Raw genomic sequence first — 19442 nt, 5'->3', positions numbered from 1 at the left:
CCTTCCACTAAATCGGCTGGTGCCGGATGTACATGTCGGCGGGCGTACTCGGGGCCCGCTGGGCAGCTGAGCGCGTCGGAACGACTACTCGGCGGCCTCGGCGGGAGCCGGCGTACCGGCACCGCCCTGCTCGCTCTGCTCGGCCTGCTTGGCACGAAGCGCCTCCGCGGTGCGGACGAACTTCGAGGGAAGCGCCTGGAAGAGCGCGGCAGCCTGGGACTGCTTGCCCTTCATGGCGCCCGCCAGCTTGGCGAGCAGAACCTCGCGGGACTCGAGGTCCGCGAGCTTCTTGATCTCGTCCGCGGACACCGCCTGGCCGTCCAGGACACCGCCCTTGATGACGAGAGCGGGGTTGTCCTTGGCGAAGTCGCGCAGACCCTTCGCCGCTTCGACCGGGTCACCGGTGACGAAGGCGACGGCCGACGGACCCGTGAACAGGTCGTCGAGCGTGCTGATCCCGGCCTCGTTGGCCGCGATCTTGGTCAGCGTGTTCTTCACCACGGAGTAAGTGGCGTTCTCACCGAGCGAACGGCGCAGCGTCTTGAGCTGCGCCACGGTGAGACCGCGGTACTCGGTCAGCATTGCAGCGTTCGAGGAGCGGAACTTGTCCGTCAACTCGGCAACCGCGGCAGCCTTGTCGGGCCTCGCCATGAGTCTCGGCCTCCTTCCGGGTGATTGCGGACCGCCCGGCAGTGGAGGAGACCTGAGAAAGAACGAACGCCCCGGGCGCAGGCGCCAGGGGCGAGACTCGACGGGGGCGTATACGTCCCCGGAGATCATCCACGGTCACCTACGCGGGTCGTCCGCACTCAGCGGCTCCTTCGATCACCTCGTCCCCGTCGGGGACATGGTGACAACCAGCGGTCTATGGCTTCTCGGGAAGCCTACGGGACCGCCCCCCGCCCGGGCAAATCGCCTCGGGCGGGGGCGGTCCGATGGGGCGCGGCTCCCCCGCGCCTTCCCGGTGTCTTCCCCTCCGGTCCCGCCCGGAAAGCACCGCGCCCCGCCCCCGGGTCGACCGGGAGCGGGGCGCGGGTGGAGACGTGGTGCGGGTGGAGACGTGGTGCGGCGCGGGCGGACCGGCGGTGAACCGGTCCGCCCCCGGCGTCAGATCGACGCCGGGTCCTCCTCGACGAGGAGGTTGCGCGTGCGGTTGGGGTCGACCGGAATGCCGGGGCCCATCGTGGTGGAGACGGCGGCCTTCCTGACGTAACGGCCCTTCGCGGCGGACGGCTTGAGACGAAGGATCTCGTCGAGCGCGGCCGCGTAGTTCTCCACCAGCAGGGTCTCGTCGAAGGAGACCTTGCCGATGATGAAGTGCAGGTTCGAGTGCTTGTCGACGCGGAACTCGATCTTGCCGCCCTTGATGTCCGTGACAGCCTTCGCCACGTCCGGCGTCACGGTGCCGGTCTTCGGGTTCGGCATCAGGCCACGCGGGCCGAGCACGCGGCCGAGGCGGCCGACCTTGCCCATGAGGTCCGGGGTGGCGACGACGGCGTCGAAGTCCAGCCGGCCCTTCGCCACCTCGTCGATCAGTTCGTCGGAGCCGACGATGTCGGCTCCCGCGGCTTCCGCGGCCGCAGCACGGTCACCGGTCGCGAAGACCAGGACCCGGGCGGTCTTGCCGGTGCCGTGCGGAAGGTTCACGGTGCCACGGACCATCTGGTCGGCCTTGCGCGGGTCGACACCCAGGCGGAAGGCGACCTCGACGGTCGAGTCGAACTTGGTGGTCGCGGTCTCCTTGGCGAGACGGACGGCCTCCAGGGGCGCGTACAGGCGCTCCTGGTCGATCTTGCCGTCCGCAGCGCGGAGAGACTTGCTGCGCTTGCTCACTTGCTGCTCCTGAATGTGGGTGGGAGTCGTGGTACGGGCCGAGCAGGCCCTGCCACAGAGGTGGGAGGCGGTCAGACCTCCCGGAGGTGCCGGGATCGGGCGTCAGCCCTCCCCCTTTGTCGCTCGGGCGTCAGCCCTCGACCGTGACGCCCATCGAACGGGCCGTACCCGCGATGATCTTCTCCGCGGCGTCCAGGTCGTTCGCGTTCAGGTCGGGGAGCTTCGTCGTCGCGATCTCCCGCACCTGGTCGCGGGTGAGCTTCGCGACCTTCTTGACGTGCGGCTCGCCGGAGCCCTTGTCCACGCCCGCGGCCTTGAGGATCAGCTTCGCGGCCGGCGGGGTCTTGGTGATGAACGTGAAGCTACGGTCGTCGTAGACCGTGATCTCCACCGGGATCACCATGCCGCGCTGCGACTCGGTGGCCGCGTTGTAGGCCTTGCAGAACTCCATGATGTTCACGCCGTGCTGGCCCAGCGCGGGGCCGACCGGCGGGGCCGGGTTGGCCGCACCGGCGTTGATCTGGAGCTTGATCAGCCCCGTGATCTTCTTCTTCTTGGGAGGCATTGCTCTCTCCGGGTCCTGTTGAGAGTATTCGTGCCTGCGAGCAGGCATACCGCACCACGATAACGGGTACCGCCCTCGGCCCCGAAATCGTGAGGTCACAAAGGGGGCCGGGCCCCCGCGCGCGGAGGCCCGTCCTTGGTCGGGGTGGTGCGGGTGGAGCGGGTTCAGTCGATTTCGACGCTCCCGCCGAACTCGGAGACCACGTGGTCCCCGGGGGCGACGAAGTCGATGGGGTCTCCCTGACAGCCGCGTCCTTCGTAGATACGTGCTTCCTCATCCGTGTCGTTCTGGACGGTGAGCGGCCAGCGGTCGCTGTTGTAGCAGCCGTGGGGGTTGTGGTGGGGCTTGCCGTTGATGATCAGATCCCCGTTCGCGGCGAACGCGGACTGCGAGACGCTGAGCGAGAGCATCGCGGCTACGGCGAGCGTGCCGAGCACGGTGGCGATACGACGCATGAAGGTGCCTCCGACGATTCGGGGGATCGCACTGCACGACCCTCACTTCATGTAACGTAACGTGATCATTTGGATACGCATAGTCACCTATGGAGTGAGTCCGGCCCCTGAGCAGTCGGCCGCCGACGTGGCCGTCAGCCCGACTCGCCGGGTCTCACGGCGGCGGACACGATGGGCCTCATGACGACCACGACGTTCTCCCTCGGCGGGGACCTGACCATCAACCGGCTCGGCTTCGGCGCGATGCGTCTGCCGATGAGCACGTTCGACGGCCCGACGCGCGCGCCCGAGACCGGCATCGCGGTGCTCCGGCGGGCGGTGGAGCTGGGCGTGAACCACATCGACACGGCCGGCTTCTACAACAGGGGGGACGTGCGGGCCAACGAGCTGATCCGTACGGCGTTGGCCCCGTACCCCGACGACCTGGTGATCGCGACGAAGGTCGGGCCGCTGCCCGGTCCTGACGGCGTACCGAGCGGGCAGGCGACACCCGATCAGCTGCGCGGCCTGGTCGAAGCGGACTTGCGTTCCCTCGGGCTCGACCGGCTCGACCTGGTCTATCTGCGGGTGGGCGGGGTCACCGGGACGGGTGGCGAGTCGATCGCCGAACGGTTCGAGGCGCTGGCGGAGCTGCGGGCGGAGGGGCTGATCCGGCACCTGGGCGTCAGCAACATCGATGCCGCGCAGCTCGCCGAGGCCCGGAAGGTCGCACCCGTCGTGGCGGTGCAGAACGAGGCCACCGGTGAGGCCGATCTCCTGGCGGAGTGCGAGGCCGCGGATATCGCGTACGTGCCGTACTTCCCGCTCGGCGGTGGTGTCCGCCCGCTCGACGCGGAACGGCTCGGCGAGGTCGCGGCCGGCCTGGGCGCGACCATGGCGCAGGTCGCGATCGCCGCGCTGCTGGCAACGTCCCCCTGCACGCTCGCGATCCCGGGCACGGGCTCCCTCCCCCACCTGGAAGAAAACGTAGCGGCCGCGACCCTCCCCCTCCCCCCGGAAACCCTCGCCACCCTCCACCTCTAACCACGCCTCGACGCCCCCGAGGCCCGAACCCCGCCAGGGGCGGTCGCAGGATCGGTACGACGTGGGTCCACCGGCTACGCCCAGGTGAGATCTCCTGCCACGGGGACGAGGGAGTTCAACTCTCGGACGACGTCGGCGGGACCGTCGATGACCGTGGTGTTCGGCCTCGTGGCGTACTCCCGTGCCCACTCGTGGATCATCAGCGACCGCATGAGGAACACTCGGCGGCCGTGTTCGAGAGCAAGGCGCGCCTGCATCCGGGCGCCGCTGCGGTACGCGGCCTCAACCACCACCGTTGCGAGGCTGTAGCCGCTCATCACCGCGTTGCGCATGGGAAATGACGTCTTCGATGGTGGAGCGTCCGGCCAGAACTGGGAGAGCAGCAGACCGCGCTCAGCGATCTCCTGCTGGAGCCGCGCGTTCTGCGTCGGATAGCTGCGACGCAGGCCCGTACCGACGACGGCGACCGTACGGCCCCCAACAGCGAGCGCGGAGCCGTGCGCGGCGGTGTCGATCCCGGCAGCCAGGCCGCTGACCACGGTGATGCCCCGCTCGGCAAGACCGCCCGCGATCGCGCGTGCGTGACCGACGCCTTCCGGTGTGGGACGGCGAGTCCCGACCACGGCGACCCGCAGGTCGCCCTCCATCAAGTCTCCACGCATGAAGAGGAACGGCGGCCTCTGGTGCACCAGCCGCAGATAGAGCGGGTAGTCGTCGTCGAGGATCGTGACCAGGCGCATCCCCTCACGTCGCCAGGCTGCGATCTCCGCTACAACGGCTTCGAGATCGACCTCCGATGCGGTGTCGAACAACATGCCCTGCCCGGCGGCGTCGAGCGCGTTTTCCAGTACGCCACGAGCGCTGCCAACGGCCTCGACCTGATCGGTGAGCTCTGACCAGGACCGGTCGCCACGCCGCAGCAGCGCGACAAGCGCGGCCTGCTCAAGCTCCTGGTCCACGCGGCTCAGCGCCGAGAGCGGCTTGGTGCCGACGTACGGGAATCGCGAAGCCGGCGCGCCCTCGCGGGGGCGCTTCACCTCATCCGACGACGGGCACATTGCCCACGAGAATCAGATGGACCGCGATCCTGTCGCCGTCGATCTCGTACGTCGCCCGATATTTGCCGACCCGCAGGCGCCGTACGCGCGAACCCCGAGCTTGCTGCTTTCCGGCGGCTCGGGATTGGTCGCTAAGCCATTGATCGCCCGGATGAAGGGCTTCACCGCGTCGCCGTCGCGCTGCCGCAGCCGCTTCATCCCGTCCGTGGCCGCTTGCTCCCAGACGATGGTGAACCTCACCGCGCCTCCGCCGTGCCGAACGGGCCGATCATGGCCTCGACGTCCGCCATGGAAACGGTGGGTCGTCCCACGCTCAGGATGCGAAGCGACACCGCCAGATCGGCGAAGTCCAGCGCGGACTCCCTGCCGTCGTCGTCAGAAGCCGCGTCCACCACGACCTGCGTCCACCAGTGGTCGAGGAACACCTCGAACGGGCCACCGTCGGAGAGCGCCCCCAACTCGGCAAGGAACTCGTCGCGCAGTTCGGGCCGCAACACGTCCCGGATGCCCGCGACGGTCCGAGGGATACCGGGATCGCGGTAGCCGATCTCTTCCTGCGCCTGCCGTAGAGCGTCCTGCCAGGGGTCCGTTTCCGGCATGTCGCCTTCCTCCTCGTATTGGCCGCATCGACAGTCTCGGGCAAAGCGGACGGCACCGGCAAGGCCGTGGCCCTGCCGGTGCCGAGCCTTCCGGCGCGTCTGTACGGTCAGACGCCGAAGTGGCCCGCCCGCGCCGCCACAACGAACGCGGCGAAGGCGTGTGACGGGAAGACCAGTGCGGGACCGGCGGGGTCTTTCGAGTCCCGGATGGCGACCTGGCGCGAGCTGCTGAGGTCGGCGACCTCCACGCAGTTGTTGCCGGTCTCGCCGCTGAACGACGACTTGAACCAGGCGCCCTCGGGAGCGACGTCAGGTGCCATGCGGTACGTCATGTGGATCAGTTCTCTCCGGCTAGTCGGTGCAGAAAGGTCGGGGTCTCACCGGGGGCGAGAGCCCCCGCCCGCAGGGCGTCGAACCTGCGGGTGAACGCCCAGATCGTGGTGTCTTTGTCGCTGACGTTCGAGCCGCCCTCGGGCACATCGGTCTGGACGACGGTGAGCAGCGGGGCTTCGAATTCCAGCAACGTGAAGTTGGTGCTGGACCGGTAGGTGGCACTGGCCAGCGGCAGCACCTGGATCGTCACATTGTCGAGCTTCGACAGCCGGATGATCTCCTCGTACTGCTCGCGCATGACGTCTGGGCTGCCGACCACCTTGCGCAGAGCGGCCTCGTCGAGGATGGCCCAGAGTTCCAACCCGTTGTCCCGCCGAGTGAGGTGCTCCTTGCGTTCCATCCGGAGTTGGATCGTGCGCTCGATGAACTCCGTGGTGTGCTCCTCAATCGGCTTTGCCGACTGGAGCATTTCCCGCACGTACCCCTCGGTCTGCAGGAGCGAGAAGACCACGTTCGGGTGCCACGCGCGGATCGTACGCGCGCCGCTCTCCAGCCCCACGTACATCGCCATGCCGGACGGCATCGTGCTGCGGTACTGCGACCACCAGCCGCGATTCAGTGAGTCGCGGTGGATCTCGACGAGGAAGTCGATGTCCTCCTCGTTCGTCACGCCGTAGCGTTCGAGCAGAACGCGCAGCTCAGCGGCGGACTTGAGGGCGGTCTGCCCGTTCTCGACGCGGTAGAGCTTGGTGATCGAGAGGGTCAGCCCGTCGACCGCCTCCGCGAGAGTGAATCCGACCTTTTCCCGCAACCGGCGGAGTTCCGCGCCGAGTTGCATCCGTCGAACCGTGGGTCCGGTGGGTGCCGCCATGAGTGTGCCCTCCCGTTGGTCGAGTGTACGGATCCTCGGCCCGAGTGCCGAGAGAACCGCCCGTAGTCCCCTGAATGCGTTCCGTAGCCTACGTCATCGCATATGTCATTCGGTGCGTAATTTTCGTTTCCGATTGCACACCGAGCTTTGTCCCCTTCAAGCTAGTTGTGCGCAGCTGCGTGACGCAAAACCCACACTGCGCCACGAACTGCCGCGTACCCAAATCCGGCCTGGAGGCGAGGCATATGCCAGTGACCACGTACACGACAACGACGGCCAGCCCGATCGGGCACCCCGCGTACTCCCAGACGCTGCGGCGCACGCCGTCGTGCGCGGCGGGGGCGCGGGGGCTCGTACGGGCGGCGCTGGACGCGTGGGGGCTCGGCGAACTCGCCGACGACGGCGCCCTGGTGGTCTCGGAGCTGGTCGGCAACGCCGTACGGCACGCGCGGTGCCGGAACGTACGGGTCACGGTCACCCGTATCGCGCCGGACACCGTACGGATCGCCGTCGTGGACCGGTGCCACGCGCGGCCCGTACGGCGGTCGGCCGGCGACGGGGAGGTGTGCGGGCGCGGGCTGTTGGTCGTGGAGGCGCTGACCGTGCGGTGGGGGACGGACCAACTGGCGTACGGCAAGAGGGTTTGGGCCGAACTGCGCGGTACGGACACCGGCTGAGCACCGCCGCGCGCGTCAACCGCCCTCCGCCCGCCCGTACATGAAGGAACCCGAACGATGCACGCCCAGACCGTCACCACCCCGCCGCCCGGACCCCTGTCATGGGGGCCGCGGAACGTCCCCGTCCCCTACGCCGCCGCGTGGAGCGGCGAAAAGGCCACCGTCGGGGGCGCGTTGACCGTACGTCCCGACGGCTCGGGGCTGGCGTACCGCGACGAGACCCCGGCCGACCGCGACCGCAACGGCGTGCTGTGGGCCCGGATGACCGACTCCCCGGGCGCGGGCCGCCCCAACTACCGCATGATGCACGCCCACCGCCAACGGCACGCGATGCTGCACCTGTTGTGCCAGGTCTGCGGCGGGCCGGCCGACCGTACGTCCCGGGGTGTGCTCTTCCTGCTGCCCCGCCCGGACCCGGCCGAGCAGGCACAACCTGACTGGCCCGAGGGCGGGTTGTGCTCCAAGCCGCCGGTCTGCCGCCCGTGCGCGGCGCTCGCCCTACGCCACTGCCCGCACCTCACAGACCCCCTCTTTGTCCGCTCGCGCAAGCCGCGGGTGTGGGGCGCGTTCGGCGGCTTCTACGTCCCGGGGCCCGGCGGCAGCCTCACCCCGACCCCCGACGACCACCTCCCGTACGGCCACCCCGGCACCCCCTGGTTCCTCGCGTCCCAACTCCTCCTCCAACTCACCCGCTGCACCCCGGCCCCCGAGGACTTCACGCCGTGATCAACACGGCAAGGCCCGATGGAAGGAGCATCGAATGCCCAACCCGACGACCGTCAAATTGCTGGAAGCACTTCGGCTGAGCGGCGTGCCCAACTCCCGTCTGCCGTCAGCTCACACCCTGGACCAGTTGTCGATCAGTCCAGAAGAGCTGCGGACGGCCTTGCAGACCTGCTGCCCCGGACGCGTTCACGTCACCGGAACGCTGGACCGGCGCCTGGTGCTCCTCGAACGCCTCGACAGCCGCTGGGTGGTTGCGGATCTCTCCGGCCGGCCGCACATCACGCGGAAGTGGCCCGGGTGGCTGGACGGCCATCTCCATCTGGACGATTCCGAAGGATGGCTCTCCCTGGCCGATCTGGACGCGTACGCGTCGACTCGGCTGAGCCGTCCCGTGGTACTGCTGGCGGCCTTGTACCACCCCGAGCACTTCCCACTCCCCCGTTTCCCCCTCGGTATCAGCGATGTGGCCCGCGCCGCCCGTTCCACCCTGATGGGGACGGTGAGTCTGGCCGATATGCAACTCGGTTTGACGCTGGACGACTTGATCGCCCGTATCAGCACCACGAGGCCCGATATCCTCGGCGTCTCCGCGACCTTCGGCCAACACGACTTACTGACCGAGTTACTCGACTCGGCCTTCTCCCTGGCCGATCCTCCGGTGGTAGTGGTCGGCGGGTCGTTGACGGCACGGAACGAGAAACTGCTGCTGGATCGGTATTCCGACCTCCTGGTGGCCCGGGCCGGAGGCGAGGCCACCATCGCGGGGCTGCTCGCCCACTGGCACGGCGACATCGAGCTCAACGGAGTTCCGGCGCTGGGCTACAACGGAGCCGCGCGAGGCGGCGCCCTCTCGATCACTCGGCGCCGTACGGCCAAGCCGCCAGCCCGGGACAGCGCGAAGGACATCTTCCCCGAGCTGGACCTGCTCCCGGCGACGTTCGAGCACCATGGCGTGGCCCAATTGGAGACCAGCCGGGGGTGCACGAACTTCTGCTCGTTCTGTCCGCGTGGGCACAAGGGAACCTGGTCCGGTGCCGTTCCGGATGGGCTGCCGTGGATGCTGGCCGAAATGCGGCAGGTCTACGAGCGCTACCCCGAGATCTCCAAGACCCTGTACCTCGTGGACGAGGAGTTCATCGGCCGGGAGCCGGGCGCCGTCACACGCGCGTTGGAGGTAGGTCGGACGCTCGAAGAGGCCGGGTTCGCCTGGGAATCGAGTTGCCGGGTGGATCAGGTGGTGGACCCCGGACATGGGGAAGCGTGGCATGTCGAGCGTGCCCGCATGTGGCGCCTGCTCGTGGACCGGGGAATGCGGAGGATGCTGTTCGGGGTGGAGTCCGGAGTCGACACGGTTCTGGAGCAATTCAACAAGGAGACCACCGGCGAGCAGAACGCGCTCGCGATCCGCTCCTTGTCGGCGCTGGGCATCCCGACCCGGTTCACCTACATCACCTTCGACCACTTGATGAGCCTGGAGGAGCTGAAGGCCACTCATGCCTTCCAGGGCCGCACCGATCTGTTGCTGCACCCGCAGCCGGGGATGTCCGCTGAAGAGATCGTGCGCGGGGTCAGAGATGAGGCGTTCGTAGCTCAGCACGCCGTGGGCCGCGCTCTCCGCACCGGTATCTCCTACATGCTCGTCAGCATGGAGTGCCTGATCGGCGCGGCGTACACCCGCAAGGTCGAGGAAGCCGGGCTGGCGGGGGCGACAAGGCCGTCCATGGGACGGGTCGACGCGCGGTTCGCGGACTGGCGCATCGGTGTCGCGAGCGGCTGGGCACAGCGATGGGTGGACCGGAACTTCTCGTTGGACTACACGCTCAAGTCACTGGAGAAGATCCTGGACGGTAGTCCGCGCCGGGCAGTACGGGCGGCCAGGGTGGTGCTCAAGGACGCCGCTTACACCGTCCTCGGCGCAATGATCACGGCCATCGAGGCACAACCGCCAACGGCGGGGGACCCCCGTGAGGAGATGGCGCTTTCCCAGCACATTGAAGCCATACTCACCGCGGAAATCGACCGCTTGCGCGGACGCATGGCCGACACCGTGAGTGACGTCGCAGGCGTGTTGGTCTCCGACCATGCCCGGATGCTGGTCCGAGAGCACAGCCGCTGGGAATCGGCCACGGGATGGCGGTTGATCAACGCGGCGGATCCCTGTGGCACGTAGACCGGCGGCGTTCGCACAGTGGCCCGGCACGCTGACCGCACCGGGCCGGGCCGCTACTGCCTTCACGCGCCGGCTTTCTCCGGGATGGGCACCCAGTTGAACTCCGGGCAGAACCGCCGGTATGTCACCAGCTTCCACGCCGCGTACTCCTCCAACCTGCCCGAGGCGCGGAACAGGTGCTTGATCCAGGTGTGGCAGACCCGCTCCTCAAGGCTCATCGACTCGGCGATCTGGTCGAGCATCCGGCAGGCGACGGAGAAATCCTCCACCGTCAGGGCACTGACATCGATCTCAATGCCCTCCAGGGCGAAGGAGAACACCAGACGAGTGGTGGAGAACCGGGTACCGCGCTCCCCGAGGAAGCGGGTGTGTTCGGCGAGGGCCTTCGTCAGAACCTCGCGCCGTTCAACTGGACAGCCGATCCCCAAGTCGAGATCGGAGGTCTCCAGATTCAGCCGGGTACCGAAGGAGCCGACATCGCGCGGGGTCTGCCCGGTCCACTCCTCGATCAAGGCGGAGGCGTCCGCTCGGACACGGGTGAGGCGGTCGTCCTGGACACGCATGGCCGCGTAGAACTGCTCCGCCCGCCCGAACTCGGAGTCCGAGAAGTCTCCGCGCTCGGCCCAGCCCTTGGCCGTAAGTGCGGTCAGATTCAGCTCAGTGGTGAGGTGTGGATTCGTCACGCTGAAAGACCTTAGCCTCACCCACCGTCACTTCAGACCGCTCTGCCGGGAGAGCGAAGAAGAGAGGAAGACCCATGGACAAGGCACCAGCGACAACACCTCCGCGCCGCACACTGGCCTCAGGGCTCAACGTTCACCCCATCGGGATCGGCGGCTGGGCCATTGGCGGCCCCGACACAAATCTCGGCCTTCCCATGGGCTGGTCCACGGCTGACGACTCGGCGTCCCGGCGAGGCCTGGAAACCGCGTACGAACTCGGAGCGAACCTCTTCGACACTGCCGACGTGTACGGGCATGGCCACTCCGAACGCCTCATTGGACACCTGGTGGCGGCTGTTCCACGCGACAGCGTGGTCCTGTCGTCCAAGGTCGGATACTTCTCCGGCACGGCCGACCACGCCTACCGGCCGTCACATATGCGCCGCCAGTTGGAGACCACGCTGGAGAACCTGCGGACGGACAGGCTGGACATCTACTTCCTGCACAACTCCAACTTCGGCATCGAAGATCACTATCTGGAGGGTGCGATTGAGCAGATGCGCTCCTTCCAGCGAGAAGGACTGATCACAGCCGTGGGAATGCGCGGGCCCCACCGGTTCGCCACCGAGCGTCTGGGCGTGCCCAAGGAACAACGCGAGGACAAACACGCTCGCTTCCGGCACCTCTTCAAGCGTGTACGGCCCGACTACCTGGCCGTGCGTCACAACGCCCTGACCCCGCCCGCGCCTGTCGGGCAGCAGGATCTCTTCTCTTTCGCCGCCGACCACGGAACCTCCGTCCTGATCAACAAGCCCCTCGCGCAGGGCCTGCTTACAGGCAAGTACGGACCAAGCACCGCGCCGACGTTTGCCGAGGGCGACCACCGACTGCGCAAGCGCTGGTTCACGTCCGCGGCGCTGCGGACCGTTCACGAAGGCCTGGCACCGCTGCGTGAACGGTTCGGGGCAACCACGCGTGACCTGGCCGGTGTCGCGCTTCGGTACTGTCTCCAGCACGCCGGGAACACCGCCGTCCTGGTCGGCTTCACCACGCCCAAGCAAGTGACCCAGAATCTGACCGCCGTCGGTACGCCCCTCACCGACGAAGAGTTGGACTTCATTCGCAGTGCTCTCGGGCGGCTCCAACGTCGTCTGGACGCCATCGGTGAGGTCTTCCTCGACGAGAAGGGGACGCTTCTTCCATGACCTCCGACCAACTCTCCCTGCTCGACCCGGACCCCGCGGTGGAAGCACCCCGCCATCAGGCCGCCACCGACGCCGCGCGGCTCGTCGTGTTCAACGCGCAGCACGCCTCGCCCGCGCGGGCCCGGCGGCAGGCGGCGTGGCTCGCCGACCAGGAAACCGCGGACCTGGTGATCATCACCGAGGTCGGGCCCGGCCCCGGCGGCGACGCTCTGGTCGCCGCGCTGGCCGACCGTGGTTACGCCCATGTACAGGCACCCGAACCGCGCAGGCGCGACTACCGAACCGTGCTCGCCTCCCGTACGGCTCCCCTGAAGCCGGTACTCAGCGGCGTGTCCGTACTGCCGCATCGCGCTCCGTGCGCGGAGGTACTGATCGGTGGGCAGCGCATGGTCCTGCTGGGCCTGTACGTCCCGTCGCGAGGCCCCCGGGAACGCCGCAACGAGGACAAGCGCGCCTTTCAGGAGTCGGTGACCGCCGCACTGCAAGGCTTGGTGGCCCACTGCGGGCCGCGGCCCCTCATCGTCGCCGGGGACCTCAACGTCCTGGAACCCGGTCACATCCCGCACTACCGGCTCTTCGGTGAGTGGGAGTACGACTTCTACCGCTCCTTCACCGCCGCCGGCCTCACCGACGCATTCCGCCACGTCGCTCCCGACGCGCGGGAACACTCATGGTTCGGCCGGGGAGGCAACGGCTACCGCTTCGACCACGCCTTCGTGACGACGCCCCACCGCTCCCACGTACTGACCTGTGGCTATCTGGACGAGCCCCGTCGCTTGGGCCTGACCGACCACTCCGCCCTCACCCTGGAAGTCGCCCGCGTACGCTCTGGCCCGACCGCGAGCACACCCCCAGGGCGCGAAGGTCGGCTCTAGGGTCGGGGCGGACCCCCTTGCCGGCCGATGAGGATCAGGAAACGTGTCGATGCTCCGCGTCCGCTGGGACGACCTTCCGCTCGCCGCGCGGGCTGCCGTCGAGGCGCGGACGGGGCTGGTCCGGGGAACCGTCACCGCGTCGGGCGGGGTGAACTCCGGCATCGCCGCGACCGTGCACGCCGAAGGCGGCTCCGTGTTCGTCAAGGGCGTGCCCGCCGACCACCCCCAGGTCCGTACGCAGCAGCGGGAAGCCGACGTCAACCCGTACCTTCCGGCCGCATGCCCCCGGATGCTGTGGCACCTGCGGGCCGGCGGCTGGGATCTCATCGGGTACGAGCGGCTGGACGGTCGGCACGCGGACTACGCGCCCGGGTCGCCGGATCTGCCGCTGGTCGCCGACGCGCTCGCCGAGCTCCAGGCCACCGCGTGCCCGGACCTCGCCGTGCTGCGCTCGGCCACGCAGCGGTGGGCCGCCCATGCCGGGGGAGCCGCCGAACAGTTCGCGGGCGACGCTCTGCTGCACACCGACCTCGCCCCCGACAACCTGCTGATCAACGACCGCGCGCACCTCGTGGACTGGGCCTGGCCCACCCGGGGCGCGGCCTGGATCGACCCGGCCGTACTGGTCCTGCGGCTGATGGCGGCCGGACACACCGCGCCGGAGGCCGACGACTGGGCCCGTCGCTTCCCGTCCTGGGCCGACGCGCCCCGCGCCGCCGTCACCGCGTTCTCCCTGGCCAACGCCCAACTGTGGGACGAGATCGCCCGCGCGGACCCGCGGTCCTGGAAGAAGGACATGGCCCGCTGCGCCCACGACTGGGTGACGTACTGGACCGCACCGACGCGGCCGAAGCGCTGACCCTTGGGGGACGCGTCCCAAAGCTCCCCGAACGTACGAGGCCGGCGGCCGGGGGGGCGGCCGACGCACGGGCGACGTGACCCTGCTGGGGGGGTACCCCGACAGGGTGAGGCGCCGGGCGGGCGCGGTGCGCATACTCGGAGACATGAACAAGCAGGGACCACTCGCCGACTTCCTCCAGGCCCGCCGGGGGCAGCTCAAGCCCGAGGACATCGGTCTTGAGACCTACGGCGAGCGGCGCCGCGTGCCGGGGCTGCGCCGGGAGGAGCTGGCGATGCTCGCCGGTATCAGCGCGCCCTACTACAGCCGCCTCGAACAGGGGCAGTCGCACAACGCCTCGCCCGAAGTGCTCGACGCCCTCGCACGCGCCCTGCGGCTTGACGAGTCCGAACGTGCCCATCTGCACGCCCTGGCCCACGCACCGAGAGGAGGCCGGCGCGCGGTCCGGCCGCGGCCCGAACGCGTACCCCCGGCGACCGGCGCACTGCTGGCGGCCATCGAGGGCACGCCCGCCATCGTGCTCGGCCGCCGCAGCGACGTCCTGGCCTGGAACCGGCAGGGTCACGCCCTGTTCGCCGGCCATCTCGACCCGGACGGCCCCGACGATCCGGCCCGGCGGCCCAACATGGCGCGGCTGGTCTTCCTCGACGAGCACTGCCGTGATCTCTACGCCGACTGGCCCGCCAAGGCCAGGGCCGTGGTGGGGAATCTGCGCCTGACGGCCGGGCGTCACCCGGACGACCCGCTGCTGGCCGCGCTGATCGGCGAACTGACCATGCGCAGCCCGGAGTTCTCGGCGATGTGGGCCGATCACCGGGTCGTCGCCTGCGATGTGGCCGACTACGAGATGCGGCATCCCCTCGTCGGCACGCTGACGGTCACTCAGCAGACCTTGCAGAGCCCGCAGAACGCGCAGGGTCCGCAGGTGAGCGGACCCTTCCTGGTGGTGGCCACGGCGACACCGGGCTCCCCCTCGGCGACCGCACTGGCCCTGCTCGCGCACGCCACCACGCCGAAGCGGGCTCCTGAGCCGCACCTCGGCGCCCGTACCGCCTGACCGGCCGTACCGCCCGTACCGCCTGAACCGAGCCCTCACCCACCGGCTGAGACCCACCGGCTGACGCGGCCACCGCCACCAAGCGCCCGTACCAAAACCGAGCGCCCGTACCAAAAACCGGACGCCACCCCGCCGTGGCCCTCTGCCCGCATGCCCTCATACCCCTCCGGGCGCCGCCCCGCGGCTCCCGCCTGCCCGAAAACAGTGAAGGAACCATGTCCAAGCGCCTGTTCAAGATCACCGTCTCGGCCGCCCTGCTGGCCGCCACCGCGCTCACCGCCACGGGCCCGGCCCACGCGACGACCGGCGCCAGGAAGCCGCTGACCGACGTACGGATCACCGCCCACTTCGACCTGACCGCGAACCAGATGCCGGAGAACATCGTCGTGCTGCCCGACGGCACGGCGGACGTCACCTTCGCGGCCAGCCGCCAGGTGGCCCAGGTCTCCCCCAACGGCCGGACGCGCGTCCTGGCCACCCTGCCCGCACCCGCCGACGGCGGAATCCACACGCCCGCGCTCGGCTTCCCCCTCGCCACCGGCCTGGTCCGCACCTCGGACGGCACGCTGTACGTGCTGTACGCGACCGGCACCGCCGATCTGACCGGGCTGTGGCGGGTGCGCCCCGGGCAAGCGCCGCGACGTATCGCCGCGCTGCCGGCCGACGGTCTGCCCAACGGCCTGGCCCTCGACGCGAGCAGCCGCCGGCTCTACATCACCGACTCGGTGCTCGGCACGGTGTGGACCGTCCCCCTCAGCGGCGGCACCCCGACCGCCTGGTCCACCGACCCGGCGCTCGCCTCGACCGGCTTCCTCGGCGCCAACGGCGCGAAGGTGCACGGCGGCGCGCTCTGGGTGACCAACCTGGACAAGGGCACCCTGCTGCGTATCCCGATCGGCTCCGGAAACCGCGCGGGGACGCCGCGGGTCACGGCCTCCGGCATGGTCGGCCTCGACGACTTCGCCTTCACCGGCCACGGCGACGACGTACTCGCCGCGGTCAACGCCGGCAACACCGTCCGACTCATCCGCTCCAACGGGACCAGCACCACCGTGCTCGACGCGCGTGACGGGCTCCAGAACCCCACGTCCGTGGCGCTGCGCGGCGCCGATGTGTACGTGACCAGCGCCGCGTACACCACGGCGACGGACCCCAACCTCCTGCGCGCGCGCCTGCGGTGACACCGGGCGCGACCACTCACCCGGAACGCGGGGAACCACCGCACGTACGGGTGGACCGAGCACGCGGGACTGAGCGGAGGGCGGACTGAGTACGCGGCGGACGCGGCCCGGGGTTCCGGGCCGCGTCCGCCGTCGCGTTGTCGGCCCCGGCCTCGACCGGGGCTCAGGGGGGGTCAGTCCTCGGGGAGTTCGACGATGACGAGGGTGCCGCTGCTGCCGGGGCCGACGCGGTGGGGGGTGCCGGCCGCGACCATGTACAGCTCACCCGCCCGTACGGACACCACCCGGCCGTCCACGTCCAGTTCCAGCCGACCGTCGAGCACGAGCAGCGCCTCGGCGGCCCCGTGGCTCTCCTCCTCGACCGGCATCTCGTCCATGCGCAGCACCTTCACGCATGCCGCGCCCACCTGCCCCAGGCTGCGGGAACTCCACGCCTCCGGCAGCCCGGCGGCGGTCTCGACCAGGTTGATCACACTCATGGCACACCCCCAACGCGCCCGGCCGTACCTGCCGACCGGCTCCGCGCATCAAGCTCAAAACGGACACTTCGCAAGCTACCCGGCCCGGCGGGGGAAGTGGTCGACCGAATAGCAAAGCCTGCGACCCGATGCGGGCACTGCCCCCCTGGAACCGATCCCCCTGTCCGCTCCGGTCAGTCAGCAGCGCACGGTCGCCAGCGGGACCGGGCTCGGGGTGGACGGACCGAGGGTCACCCGATAGCAGACGAGGACGGAGGATCCATAAGGATTCCCCGGCGTGGAGTAACGCTCGTCGCCCTCGAAGTTGACCACGGTGTCGTCGCCCCTCGTGGTGACCTCCACCATGCCCAACCTGCCGCCTCCCGCGCTCCGGGCGAGCGCCTTCAACTCGTCGGCCCCCGTCTCTCCTCTGGCGTAGGACTCGCCGAGCGCGTCCGCGTAAGAGCGGGCGCGCTGGTCGACGTGCTTGCGCGCGGTGTGTTGGTGAGAGGAGCCGACGACACGGCTGATCCCCACCACGGCCACGACGACAACCAGGACAACGCCGACCCCGACGGAAAAGCACCCGCATCCGAACCTGACCGTTTTCATCGCGTCTCCTCACCTTCCCGGCTACGTGCGGTTCGCCCCGGCAGTGGCATCCGCCGGGCTGGAGCCCAACCCGTCGGACCTGCCCTGTCCTGGCGGCCAACTCCCCACACCCCCAAAGCAATCAGCAGCGTCCACATGAGCGGAAGGTACCGACCCCCGGACGCGTCCGAGCCCGGCGTCCGTGAGGAAGCCGGGCTCTGAAGACGGAAGGACGACGAGGACTACTGCTTCTGGAAGTGACGCGGGACCCCACTGATCCGAAGGCAGCCAGCGTCGTGAACTGCAGCGGAGCGCTCAACGATTGTCAGCGCCGGTCATCATTGTGCAGCCCTGGACAGCCCGGAGACGGCCCAACCTCGACGGACCGGAGACACGTAGACCCGCTCCACCTATGGTCCTGGCCATGAGAATCTTTCTGACCGTCCTCGCTCTGGCAGGCGGCGTTCTTCCTGTCACTGCTGTCATGTGGGGCTGGCTCAACATTCGCGCGGAATACCGCAGCCTGGTCCATGACTTGGAGGCTATCGATGAGATAATTGCGGCTCCAGATGGGTTGACGGATTCGAAGGATACGGCGATGCTCGCCATTCGTCGTCCCAAATTCAATGTTGGGCGTCTCACGTACACCCACGAGTGGGCACGCAGGCTGATTTTGGAACAAGCCATGGATGACCTTCGTGGTCCGGCCTGGCTAGCTGGAACTGGCGTGGTTCTGGCATCGATCTCGAGCATGTGGTCTCTCTGGCTGTAGCCAACCCCAGCCGCTTGGCCGACCCCGACTGCCACGTGATCACCCGCCGCGCTTCCATCCCGTCTGCTGTCGGCCCGCACTCTTGTGGAACGGTCGGCGCAATTCCCAACGGGCTCGATCCATTCCGGAGCCGGCGCACCCTGCCGGAGGCACTGTCTTGACCCGGGGGCTGTGGCTGTCGGATTCTCCTCTCATGCCGCCAGCCAACCATCGGGGGACGCGCGCGGCGCGGGCCGTGCCGAGTAGCGCCTGGCCAACGGGCTGGTTTGCTGTCGGCCTCCACTGCATGAAAGAGCCCCCACCCAACGGAAACCGCTGATCGGGGGCTCTTTCAAAAGCTGCGAGGACCAGTCCTTCTGGAAGTGGTGCGGTGATCTGCTGGCCTGGGGCCCTTGCCTCGCCGTACGCCGTGACCTGCGGTCGAGCTGTCGACGGTTGTCTGCGTTGGTCGCCGTTGGCCGTCCCCGGGCGGCCCCGAGACGGCCCGAGTAGGTGCCTTAACTCCAGAAGCCGTGTGCGTCCATGAGCTGGATCAGGTGCGACATGCCGCGTTGCTCCATGAAGCGGCGCATGATGTCTCGTGGTGGCCAAATGCTCGTGTAAGGGTTGGCACAAGGTCCTGCATACAGACCTCCGCCAGGACCGCTGTACATGCCTCCGCCGGGACCTGTGTACAGACCGCCACCGGGACCCGTGTAGAGACCACCGCCTACACCGGTGTACATGCCGCCGCCGACACCGGTGTATAGCCCACCGCCTATACCGGTATACGCGCCACCGCCGATACCGCTGTACGCCCCTCCACCGATGCCCGCGTACGCGCCGCCTCCGATGCCCGCGTACATACCTCCACCGATGCCGGTGTACAGGCCACCGCCAACGCCTCTGTACCTGTCTCTAAGCCACATGACGCAATCCTGACAGGCGGGTCGGACAATCGAAGCGACTCGACCGGGACAGTGTAATAACCCTCATACCAGGCATCTCACCTGCACCACCACCTTCCCCAGCTCCCATTCCGTCTGCCATCGGTCCGTACTCCTGTGGAGCGGGCGTGATTCGGGGCGTTAAGTGGAGTGCACCACTGTACGAACGACCTTGACCTCCTAGGCCGCGACTGCTCGGCTTTGCCCAGGTCGGGGGTAGGGGCGGAATGGGAGCTTCCTCGCTCGCCACGTCGAACGCGGGACACCAACGAGTTGGGCCACCAAGTGAAGCTGGTCAACGAGCACCTGTTGTTCGCCGGTGGGAAGGCGGTCAGGTGCTCGTCCAAGACGAAGGCCACCAAGTCGGGCACCGGCACGTCGCGGAGCCTGTTGTTCTTTCGGGGACGCGGAGGTGACTTTGCCGTGGCTTCGGCCGAATGGTCCGCCAGTCACCCGGCATCTGTACTTCACGGGGACCGAGCTGGGACCGCTGCGGCGGAACGACTTCAACACTCACGTGTGGAAGCCGACCCTCGATGCTGCTGG

The 19442-nt window shown here is 68.8% G+C and carries 22 protein-coding genes; 10 read left to right on the top strand and 12 right to left on the bottom strand.

The window, feature by feature from the left end; all coding sequences use genetic code 11:
* Positions 1 to 84 precede the first annotated feature (84 nt).
* The 4 genes from rplJ to OHA30_RS21525 form a co-directional block, all read right to left on the bottom strand.
* Positions 85 to 651 (bottom strand): 50S ribosomal protein L10, encoded by a 567-nt coding sequence (gene rplJ / locus OHA30_RS21540; RefSeq protein ID WP_328915495.1) that lies wholly within the window; start codon positions 649 to 651, stop codon positions 85 to 87.
* Between the two features lie 456 nt (positions 652 to 1107).
* A complete protein-coding gene (gene rplA / locus OHA30_RS21535) occupies positions 1108 to 1833 on the bottom strand; it encodes a 50S ribosomal protein L1 (protein ID WP_328915494.1) in 726 nt (241 codons plus the stop codon).
* A 130-nt stretch (positions 1834 to 1963) separates the two neighbouring features.
* Positions 1964 to 2398 (bottom strand): 50S ribosomal protein L11, encoded by a 435-nt coding sequence (rplK, locus tag OHA30_RS21530; protein WP_328915493.1) that lies wholly within the window; start codon positions 2396 to 2398, stop codon positions 1964 to 1966.
* A gap of 164 nt (positions 2399 to 2562) precedes the next feature.
* Positions 2563 to 2853: a hypothetical protein gene (locus OHA30_RS21525; protein ID WP_328915492.1), complete on the bottom strand. Its 291-nt coding sequence runs from the start codon at positions 2851 to 2853 to the stop codon at positions 2563 to 2565.
* A gap of 180 nt (positions 2854 to 3033) precedes the next feature.
* Here OHA30_RS21525 and OHA30_RS21520 point away from each other — a divergent pair, with 180 nt between their 5' ends.
* Complete coding sequence (locus tag OHA30_RS21520) at positions 3034 to 3876, top strand: aldo/keto reductase (protein WP_328915491.1); 843 nt, start codon at positions 3034 to 3036, stop codon at positions 3874 to 3876.
* 74 nt (positions 3877 to 3950) lie between these two features.
* Here the strand turns inward: OHA30_RS21520 and OHA30_RS21515 are convergent, their stop codons facing one another.
* The 5 genes from OHA30_RS21515 to OHA30_RS21495 all read right to left on the bottom strand — a co-directional run bounded on the left by OHA30_RS21515 (position 3951) and on the right by OHA30_RS21495 (position 6704).
* A complete protein-coding gene (locus OHA30_RS21515; protein ID WP_328915490.1) occupies positions 3951 to 4835 on the bottom strand; it encodes a DNA-processing protein DprA in 885 nt (294 codons plus the stop codon).
* A 111-nt stretch (positions 4836 to 4946) separates the two neighbouring features.
* Entirely contained in the window at positions 4947 to 5174 is a 228-nt protein-coding gene (locus tag OHA30_RS21510) for a hypothetical protein (RefSeq protein WP_328915489.1), read from the bottom strand.
* Positions 5171 to 5533 carry a hypothetical protein gene (locus OHA30_RS21505; protein WP_328915488.1) on the bottom strand — a complete coding sequence of 121 codons (363 nt, stop codon included), beginning with the start codon at positions 5531 to 5533 and terminating at the stop codon, positions 5171 to 5173. Before OHA30_RS21505 ends, OHA30_RS21510 begins: the two co-directional genes overlap by 4 nt.
* A 107-nt stretch (positions 5534 to 5640) precedes the next feature.
* Positions 5641 to 5853 carry a DUF397 domain-containing protein gene (locus tag OHA30_RS21500; RefSeq protein ID WP_328915487.1) on the bottom strand — a complete coding sequence of 71 codons (213 nt, stop codon included), beginning with the start codon at positions 5851 to 5853 and terminating at the stop codon, positions 5641 to 5643.
* 17 nt (positions 5854 to 5870) lie between these two features.
* A complete protein-coding gene (locus OHA30_RS21495) occupies positions 5871 to 6704 on the bottom strand; it encodes a helix-turn-helix domain-containing protein (protein ID WP_328915486.1) in 834 nt (277 codons plus the stop codon).
* Between the two features lie 278 nt (positions 6705 to 6982).
* Here OHA30_RS21495 and OHA30_RS21490 point away from each other — a divergent pair, with 278 nt between their 5' ends.
* Genes OHA30_RS21490 through OHA30_RS21480 form a run of 3 tightly spaced genes read left to right on the top strand, consistent with a single transcriptional unit; the run spans position 6983 to position 10310 of the window.
* Positions 6983 to 7414 (top strand): ATP-binding protein, encoded by a 432-nt coding sequence (locus OHA30_RS21490; RefSeq protein WP_328915485.1) that lies wholly within the window; start codon positions 6983 to 6985, stop codon positions 7412 to 7414.
* A gap of 57 nt (positions 7415 to 7471) precedes the next feature.
* Positions 7472 to 8140 carry a hypothetical protein gene (locus OHA30_RS21485; protein ID WP_328915484.1) on the top strand — a complete coding sequence of 223 codons (669 nt, stop codon included), beginning with the start codon at positions 7472 to 7474 and terminating at the stop codon, positions 8138 to 8140.
* Positions 8141 to 8174: 34 nt separating this feature from the next.
* On the top strand, positions 8175 to 10310 hold the full coding sequence (locus tag OHA30_RS21480) for a B12-binding domain-containing radical SAM protein (protein ID WP_328915483.1): 2136 nt from the start codon (positions 8175 to 8177) through the stop codon (positions 10308 to 10310).
* A 62-nt stretch (positions 10311 to 10372) separates the two neighbouring features.
* On the opposite strand, the gene OHA30_RS21475 is transcribed toward OHA30_RS21480, so the two are convergent.
* Positions 10373 to 10993 (bottom strand): hypothetical protein, encoded by a 621-nt coding sequence (locus OHA30_RS21475; protein WP_328915482.1) that lies wholly within the window; start codon positions 10991 to 10993, stop codon positions 10373 to 10375.
* A gap of 74 nt (positions 10994 to 11067) precedes the next feature.
* On the opposite strand from OHA30_RS21475, the gene OHA30_RS21470 reads away from it, so the two are divergent.
* From OHA30_RS21470 to OHA30_RS21450, 5 genes are all read left to right on the top strand, one after another.
* The gene (locus OHA30_RS21470; protein ID WP_328915481.1) at positions 11068 to 12177 is read left to right on the top strand and encodes an aldo/keto reductase; all 1110 of its coding nucleotides are present in this window, start codon (positions 11068 to 11070) and stop codon (positions 12175 to 12177) included.
* Entirely contained in the window at positions 12174 to 13052 is an 879-nt protein-coding gene (locus OHA30_RS21465) for an endonuclease/exonuclease/phosphatase family protein (RefSeq protein WP_328915480.1), read from the top strand. Before OHA30_RS21470 ends, OHA30_RS21465 begins: the two co-directional genes overlap by 4 nt.
* Positions 13053 to 13101: 49 nt before the next feature.
* Positions 13102 to 13911, top strand: a complete 810-nt coding sequence (locus tag OHA30_RS21460) for an aminoglycoside phosphotransferase (protein ID WP_328917939.1) — start codon at positions 13102 to 13104, stop codon at positions 13909 to 13911.
* Positions 13912 to 14056: 145 nt separating this feature from the next.
* On the top strand, positions 14057 to 14968 hold the full coding sequence (locus OHA30_RS21455) for a helix-turn-helix domain-containing protein (RefSeq protein WP_328915479.1): 912 nt from the start codon (positions 14057 to 14059) through the stop codon (positions 14966 to 14968).
* A gap of 215 nt (positions 14969 to 15183) precedes the next feature.
* Entirely contained in the window at positions 15184 to 16149 is a 966-nt protein-coding gene (locus OHA30_RS21450) for a hypothetical protein (RefSeq protein ID WP_328915478.1), read from the top strand.
* A gap of 173 nt (positions 16150 to 16322) precedes the next feature.
* Here the strand turns inward: OHA30_RS21450 and OHA30_RS21445 are convergent, their stop codons facing one another.
* A complete protein-coding gene (locus OHA30_RS21445; protein ID WP_328915477.1) occupies positions 16323 to 16628 on the bottom strand; it encodes a cupin domain-containing protein in 306 nt (101 codons plus the stop codon).
* Positions 16629 to 16805: 177 nt separating this feature from the next.
* Positions 16806 to 17219 carry a hypothetical protein gene (locus OHA30_RS21440; RefSeq protein ID WP_328915476.1) on the bottom strand — a complete coding sequence of 138 codons (414 nt, stop codon included), beginning with the start codon at positions 17217 to 17219 and terminating at the stop codon, positions 16806 to 16808.
* Between the two features lie 403 nt (positions 17220 to 17622).
* Between OHA30_RS21440 and OHA30_RS21435 the strand changes: the two genes are divergently transcribed.
* Complete coding sequence (locus tag OHA30_RS21435; RefSeq protein WP_328915475.1) at positions 17623 to 17970, top strand: hypothetical protein; 348 nt, start codon at positions 17623 to 17625, stop codon at positions 17968 to 17970.
* Positions 17971 to 19442: the final 1472 nt, after the last annotated feature.

Origin of the sequence: Streptomyces sp. NBC_00223, assembly GCF_036199905.1 — a bacterium.
Taxonomy (GTDB): domain Bacteria; phylum Actinomycetota; class Actinomycetes; order Streptomycetales; family Streptomycetaceae; genus Actinacidiphila.
Note: the sequence above shows the minus strand (reverse complement) of the source record. Positions and strands in the feature narration are given on the sequence as shown.